The sequence below is a fragment of the Mesorhizobium sp. M4B.F.Ca.ET.017.02.2.1 genome (assembly GCF_003998955.1).
GTDB lineage: Bacteria > Pseudomonadota > Alphaproteobacteria > Rhizobiales > Rhizobiaceae > Mesorhizobium > Mesorhizobium abyssinicae.
Map to the genome: position 1 here is coordinate 1 of NZ_RZOF01000324.1, position 7,119 is coordinate 7,119.

The window sequence follows — 7,119 nt, forward strand, 5'->3', positions numbered from 1 at the left end:
CTGTGGCCACCCCGCCGCTATATCTTCGTGAGCTGAACAAGGAGAGGAACATGACCCAGAGCCGCGCGATGACCAAGAACGACCTCGCAGCCGTCTCGCGGCTGCTCGGCCAGTCCTGGCGACGGACCTATTCGCCGATCATGGGCGCCGACACCACGGCGCGGCTCTCCGACGACAAGCACGCGCCGGAGAAGCTGGCGGCGGAACTCGAGGATAACGACAAGATGTCCTTCGTCGCCGAGCGGCCCGACGGCTCGATCGCCGGTTATGCGATGGCGGCGATGGACGACGGCGGCGACGTCATGCTCGACCGGCTGCACATCGAACCGAACGAGTTCGGCACCGGTCTGGCGACCGATCTGCTGCACGCCGTGCTGGCCGCCCATGCGGGAATTCCCAGCATCGCGCTGGAAGTGATCGAGGGTAACGACCGGGCGATCGCCTTCTACCAAAAGCACGGCTTCGAGGCGGTCGAGCGCAGGCCGGCGGCCCACGGCGTCGGCGGTCACGCCTCGCTGATCATGCGCCGGCTGCTGCCACGGGCCTAAGGCCCTGCCGCTGGACGCCTCGCCTTCGGACCCTATAGTTTAGCCGGGTTGCAAATTCGACCGGAGCAAGACGATGAGCCTGGGCAAGCAGAAACTCGGCAACCAGGGGCTCGTCGTCTCGGCGGTCGGCCTCGGCTGCATGGGCATGAGCCAGTCCTACGGACCGGCCGACGAGGCGGAATCAATCGCGACGCTGCACAGGGCGATCGAGCTCGGCTGCACCTTCCTCGACACGGCCGAGGTCTACGGGCCGTTCATCAACGAGGAGCTGCTCGGCCGCGCGCTGAAGGGCCGGCGCGATAAGGTCATCATCGCCACCAAGTTCGGGTTTCGCATCGTGGACGGCAAGCAGGACGGCACCGGTCGCGACAGCCGGCCCGAGCACATTCGCGAGGTGGTGGAGGCGTCGCTGAAGCGGCTCGACACCGACCATATCGACCTCCTCTACCAGCACCGCGTCGACCCCGGCGTGCCGATGGAGGATGTCGCGGGCACGGTCGGCGAGCTGGTGGCCGAGGGCAAGGTGCGCTTCTTCGGCCTGTCGGAGGCTGGCATCGCCAACATCCGCCGCGCCCATGCAGCGCATCCGGTTTCGGCGCTGCAGAGCGAATATTCGCTGTGGGAGCGCAATCTCGAGCCCGAGATCATTCCGCTGCTGAAGGACCTCGGTATCGGCCTGGTGCCGTTCGCGCCGCTCGGACGCGGCTTCCTCGCCGGCGACGTCAAGCGCGCCGAAGACTATCCGGAGGGCGATTTCCGGCGCGGCGACCCGCGCTACCAGGGCGAGAATTTCGACGCCAATGTCGCGGCCGCCAGCGCGGTGCGCGACGTGGCCGCCGCCAGGGGCGTGAAGCCTGGCCAAATCGCGATTGCCTGGCTGCTCGCCAAGGGCCAGGAGTTCGGCATCGACCTGGTGCCGATCCCCGGCACCAAGCGCCGGACATACCTGGAGGAGAATGTCGCCGCCGCCGACATCGGACTCGACGCCACCGAGATCCTGCTGCTCGACATGGCGCTGACCCCCGACAGGATTTCCGGGCCGCGCTACAACGAGCGAACGATGTCGATGGTGGATCGGTAGCCCACCTTCACGCCGAGCTGCGCAGCATCAGCTCGGCGTTGAGCAGGATGCGGGCGTCGCCGCGCTTGGCCGAGGATTTTTCGTCCAGCCGCTCGAGCAGCAGTTCGATGGCGAGGCGGCCAATCTCGTTGTAGTTCTGCGCCACCGTCGTGATCGGTGGGCAGGCGTAGCGCGACAGCGGGTGGTCGTCGTGCCCGGCGACCCGCAGGTCGCAATCGGCGCCATGTCCCACCTTGAGGCCAAGCTGAAAGGCGGCCCCGAGCACGCCGAAGGCGACGCGGTCGTTGGCGCACAGCACCGTTTTGGTCGGGAAACCGCCGGCCTTCAGGATGCGCGTCGCCTCGTCATAGCCGAACTTCTCGAAATCCCACGAGCGGGCGTCCTCGACCGGCACGATGCGCGGCGTCATCTTGAACTGGTGCATGGCCTCGACATAGGCATCCTGCCTGGCGGAGGCGTTGTTGTTGACCAGCGGCATGGCGAAGTAGCAGGGCGGCTCGCCGGACCGGCAGAGGTAGTCGACGATCAGCCTGAAACTCTGCCGGTTGTCGGTGCCGACGAAGGAGGAGGTCTGGTCGAGCGGCGAGTCGACATAGATCAGCGGGATCGAAGCGCCGAGCTCGGCCAGGATGCGGTGGTGCGACTGCACGCCGAGCGGCGCGATGATGGCGCCGGCGATGTTCATCGAGCGGAACGTCTGGATCGCCTGGTCTTCCATCTCGGCGCGCCCGTCTGAGGACAGCACGAAGGCGAGGAAGCCGGCCTCGTTGGCGATCAGCTCGATGCGGCGCGTCAGCGCCATGTAGAACGGGTCGGTCGAATTCGGGATGATGACGCCCAGGATGTTGCTGCGGCGGCGATTGAGGTTGACCGCGAACATGCTCGGCCGGAAATCGGATTTCTTCAGCGCCGCCTCGATAGCGCTGCGCGTGTTCTTCCTGACCGAGTTGGGATCGTTGAAATATTTGGAGACGGTCGTGCGAGACAAGCCGACGAAGTCCGAGAAATCCTCCATCGTCCTGATCGTCTTTGCCATTCACAGGCCCCCTGTTCGACCCTTCCCGTCACTCTCTACGTGAGTCACCATCTCGCGCAAAGCTGCAACGCTTCGACCGCGCCAGGCCAGTTTACGAGTCGATGGGAGTGGCCGCGCGTTTTCACTCACATGTCCGCCGAAAACTGCACTTTCATCGTCGCCGGATCGCCGCCGCTCTTGGCGAAGAAGGGCAAAAGCTCGGCAAGCGGCAATCGGTGGCTGACCAGCCGCGCGATGGTGCCGTCGTCGCGCTTGAGGATGTCGAGCGCCTGCGGGATGTTGCGGTTCAGCGAATGCGAGCCGGCCAGCCTGATCTGGCGGCGGAAGATCTCGAAAGGCGCGACCGAGATCCTGGCGTCGGGCGCGCAGACGCCGAAGACGAGCGCCGTGCCGCCATCGGCTGTGAAGCCGACCATGCCTTCGACCACCTTGGCGACGCCGGTGGCGTCGGCGACGAAGTCGAAGCCTTTCGCCCTTGCCGCCAGCGCCTGCGATCCGGACACCAGCGGTTCCAGCCCTAGCGCCCCTGCGAAGGCAAGCCGGGGCTCGCTGATGTCGGCGACCGCGACGCTCACCACCCCCCTCGCCTTCAGCGACAACGCCAGCAGCAGGCCGATCGGGCCGGCGCCGAAGACCAGCGCAGTGCCGGGCACGCGCGCGCCTGGCTCGATGCCCGCGGCGCCGAGACCGTTCAGCACGCAGGCGAGCGGCTCGGCGAGCGCGGCGGTGGCGAAGCCGAGATCGCCGATGTCATGCAGGTGACCGACGGCGACGAGGCTGAATTCGGCGAAGCCGCCGTTGGCGGTCACCCCGTAGGCTTTCAGCGAGGCGCACAGATTGGTGAGGCCTTTCCGGCAGGCCGGGCAATGCCCGCAGGGAATGTTGGGATCGACGGCGACGCGGTCGCCAGGCTTCACGGTCGTTACGTCGGCGGCGACCGCCTCGACGGTTCCGGCATATTCATGGCCGGGAACCAGCGGGAACGCGCCTTCGCCGTAGTGGCCGTGCAGGACCTCGATGTCGGTGTGGCAAAGCCCGGCGGCGCGGACCCTGACCAGAGCATGTCCCGGCGCGATCTCCGGCATGTCCAGCTCCGCCATGCCGGCGACGCCCGCTGCGGCAAATCGGATGGCTTTCATGTCATTCTCCCAGATGGCAACGCCTCAGCTCATCCAGTTGCCGCCGTCCACATTGTAGGTCTGGGCGAGGATGTAATCACTGTCGGACGAGGCGAGGAAGACGGCGAGCCCGGCAATGTCCTCCGGCCGCGCGAAGCGCCCGATCGGCACGGACTTCGCCACCGCCGCTTTCTTCTCGCCGGGCTTCAGGCCCTCCCAGCGGGCGAAGCGGGCGTCGACGACGTCCCAATGCTCGCCGTCGACGACACCGGGCGCGATCGCGTTGACGTTGATGCCGTGCTTGACCAGCGCCAGTGCCGCCGACTGCGTGGCCGAGATGATCGCCGCCTTGGAGGCGCAGTAGAGCGTCACCAGCGCCTCGCCGCGGCGACCGGCCTGGCTCGCCATGTTGATGATCTTGCCGCCACGGCCGCGCGCTATCATCAGATTGGCGACGGCCTTCATCATGAACAGCGGCCCCTTGAGGTTGATGCCGAAGACCTTCTCGTAGCTCGCCTCGGTGATGTCGGTGATCGGCGCCATGTCGAAGATGGCGGCGTTGTTGACGAGAATGTCGATGCCGCCGAACTCGCGGTCGACCTCGGCGGCAACGCTCTCAATCGCGGCGAGATCGGTTACGTCGAGCTTCTTCGCGCTGGCCGCCGGACCGATCGCGGCGGCGGCAGCGGTCGCACGTCCGATATCGATATCGACGATCACCACCCTGGCACCCTCGCGGGCGTAGGCTTGCGCAAAGCCAAGGCCGATGCCGCGCGCGCCGCCGGTAATGAGGGCAGTCTTGTTGTTCAGCTTCATGTCCAACTTTCCAAAATTTCGAAAACGATATCCGGGCGGCCCAGAAAGTTGCCTGTCAGCCGGCGCGGAACGCACGGACCCGCTTTGCTCTTGCGGGATCCGTGCATCCTCCGGGCCCGCTGCAACGGGAGGTCTGGGCGGGCCGGATCGCCAGGGGCGGCACGCTTTGCGCCCCTGGCTAGTTAGGGCGCTATTTGATGTAGCCCGCTTCCGTCATCGTGCGCTCCACCTCGGCCTGGACGCCATTCAGCGCGTCATCGACCGACTGCTCGCCTGTGACCGCGGCGGCAACCGCCTGGCCGACCTGCGTGCCAATGCCCTGGAATTCAGGGATGGCGACGAACTGGATGCCGGTATAGGGCACCGGATCCTTGGTCTGCTTGGTCGGATCGGCAGATTCGATCGCCGAAAGCACCGTCGCGGCGAAGGGCGCCGCCTTCTGGTAATCGGCGCTGGCATAGGTGGACTTGCGCGTTCCCGGCGGCGCCGCCACCCAGCCTTCGGTCTCGCCGACGCGCTGGACATAGGCCTTCGAGGTCGCCCATTTGACAAAGGACTTCGCCGCGTCCGCCTTCTTGGTCGAGGCCGGGATGGCGAGGCTCCAGGCCCAGCCCCAGGCCGAACCGTTGGGGGTGACCGCGACCGGCGCCTTGGCGAAGGCGACCTTGTCGGCGACCTTGCTCTGCTTCGGGTCATAGACGCGGCCCGCCGCGGACGTGGCGTCGATCCACATGGCGCAATGACCGGAGGCGAACAGCGTCTGGTTCTCGTTGAAGCCGTTGGAGCTGATGCCGGGAGGTCCATCCTTCTTCATGGTGTCGACATACCAGCCGATCGCCTTTTTCCACGCGTCGGAATTGATCTGCGGCTTCCAGTCCATGTCGAACCACTGGCCGCCGAATGTGTTCACCAGCGTGCCGACGAAGGCCATGTTCTCACCCCAGCCCGGCTTGCCGCGCAGGCAGAGCCCGTACTGCTCCTTCGACTTGTCGGTGAGCTTGTCGGCAAATTCCGTGATCTGGTCGTAGGTCGGCTGCTCCGGCATCTTCAGGCCGGCGGCGTCGAACAGGTCCTTGCGGTAGAGCGTGAACGAGCTTTCGGCGTAGAACGGCACTGCGTAGAGCTTGCCGTCGACGGTCAGGCCGTTGCGAACTGGCGCGATCAGGTCGTCATAATCATAGTCGTCGCCGAGATCGTTGAGCGACGTCAGCCAGCCGGCCTTGCCCCAGATCGGCGTCTCGTAGCCGCCGATGGTCAGCACGTCGAACTGGCCGCCCTTGGTGGCGATGTCGGTGGTGACGCGCTCGCGCAGCACGTTCTCTTCGAGCGTGACCCAGTTGACCTTGTTGCCGGTCGCCTTCTCCCACTCCGGCGACAGCTTCTGCATGATGATCATGTCGCCATTGTTGACCGTGGCGACGGTGATTTCCGTGGCGGGCGCGGCGCCTGCCGCCAGCGCCGAGGCTGCGGCCGATACGGCGAGAATCCCGATAAGCTTACGCGTTGGCATTTCGTCTCCTCCTTTACGAATGCGCATGTGTAACTGAACATGCGTATATATTCTATTGCGCCACAGGAATTTGAGTCAAGCCGCTTGCGCGTTGATTTTCGACGCCCCGCCCTCGCCTGGCGGTAAACTTTTCATCGAAACGCGTTACATATAAGGCTTCGCGCGCATTAAAATAAATGAACATGCGTGTAGTTTCTGTTGACTTCGCCTTCGCCGCGATTTACCCCGGCTACAGCCCGGCGCTATCGTGCGGCCGGGGCGCGGCGTGGTCAGCGCCCGGCAAGGCTGAGGGAGAGAAGGAAATTGCAGGCATGAGCCGCCGAAGCGAGATCGCCGCCGAAGCCGCGGGGCCGACAATTGTCGCCGGCGAGATCCTGGTCGAAATCATGGCGACCGAGCAGGGTCTCGGCTTCCTCGAGCCGCTGGCGCTGATGGGTCCCTATCCGAGCGGCGCGCCGGCGATCTTCATCGACCAGGTGGCGAAGCTCGGCGGCGGCGCCGGCATCGTCGCCTGCGTCGGCCGCGACGATTTCGGCACCATCAATCTGGAACGGCTGAAGCGCGACGGCGTCGACATTTCGGCCGTGTCGGTCAGCGACCGCTTCCCGACCGGAAGTGCCTTCGTCCGCTACAGGCCGGACGGCGGCAGGGACTTCGTCTACAACATCGCCGAATCCGCCGCCGGGCAGATCCGCCTCACACCGGAGGCGCGACAACTGGCGGACGGTGCCGGCCATCTGCACGTCATGGGCTCGACTCTGTCGGTAGCGGGGCTGAAGGAGATCGTCGCCTATGCCGCGAAGGCGGTGCGCGGCCGCGGCGGCTCGACCTCCTTCGACCCGAATGTGCGCAAGGAGCTGATCGACGGGGCCGACGGGGCGCTGCTTGCCGCCCTTGTCGACGACGCCGATCTTCTGCTGCCTTCCGGCGACGAGCTGCTTGCCGCGGCCGGCGTCAACGACGAGAAAGAGGCCGTGGCGGCGCTGATCGCCAGAGGCGTCGGCGAGATC

Annotated in this window: 7 protein-coding genes; 3 read left to right on the plus strand and 4 right to left on the minus strand. The window is 65.9% G+C overall.

Annotation, left to right across the window (positions count from 1 at the left end; translation table 11 throughout):
• The first annotated feature begins 50 nt into the window (after positions 1-50).
• Together EN738_RS27715 and EN738_RS27720 are read left to right on the plus strand one after the other, a co-directional pair.
• Positions 51-548, plus strand: coding sequence for a GNAT family N-acetyltransferase (locus tag EN738_RS27715; protein WP_127286451.1), 498 nt, complete (start codon positions 51-53; stop codon positions 546-548).
• 73 nt (positions 549-621) lie between these two features.
• Positions 622-1,629 carry an aldo/keto reductase gene (locus EN738_RS27720; protein ID WP_127286452.1) on the plus strand — a complete coding sequence of 336 codons (1,008 nt, stop codon included), beginning with the start codon at positions 622-624 and terminating at the stop codon, positions 1,627-1,629.
• A 7-nt stretch (positions 1,630-1,636) separates the two neighbouring features.
• Here the strand turns inward: EN738_RS27720 and EN738_RS27725 are convergent, their stop codons facing one another.
• The 4 genes from EN738_RS27725 to EN738_RS27740 all read right to left on the minus strand — a co-directional run bounded on the left by EN738_RS27725 (position 1,637) and on the right by EN738_RS27740 (position 6,109).
• Positions 1,637-2,644: a LacI family DNA-binding transcriptional regulator gene (locus EN738_RS27725; RefSeq protein WP_189606002.1), complete on the minus strand. Its 1,008-nt coding sequence runs from the start codon at positions 2,642-2,644 to the stop codon at positions 1,637-1,639.
• A gap of 146 nt (positions 2,645-2,790) precedes the next feature.
• The gene (locus tag EN738_RS27730) at positions 2,791-3,804 is read right to left on the minus strand and encodes a zinc-dependent alcohol dehydrogenase family protein (RefSeq protein WP_127286454.1); all 1,014 of its coding nucleotides are present in this window, start codon (positions 3,802-3,804) and stop codon (positions 2,791-2,793) included.
• 24 nt (positions 3,805-3,828) lie between these two features.
• Entirely contained in the window at positions 3,829-4,599 is a 771-nt protein-coding gene (locus EN738_RS27735; RefSeq protein WP_127286455.1) for an L-iditol 2-dehydrogenase, read from the minus strand.
• Between the two features lie 190 nt (positions 4,600-4,789).
• Positions 4,790-6,109 (minus strand): sugar ABC transporter substrate-binding protein, encoded by a 1,320-nt coding sequence (locus EN738_RS27740; protein ID WP_187331170.1) that lies wholly within the window; start codon positions 6,107-6,109, stop codon positions 4,790-4,792.
• A 311-nt stretch (positions 6,110-6,420) separates the two neighbouring features.
• Between EN738_RS27740 and EN738_RS27745 the strand changes: the two genes are divergently transcribed.
• On the plus strand, positions 6,421-7,119 hold a 699-nt coding region (locus tag EN738_RS27745; RefSeq protein ID WP_127286456.1), incomplete at its 3' end, for a PfkB family carbohydrate kinase.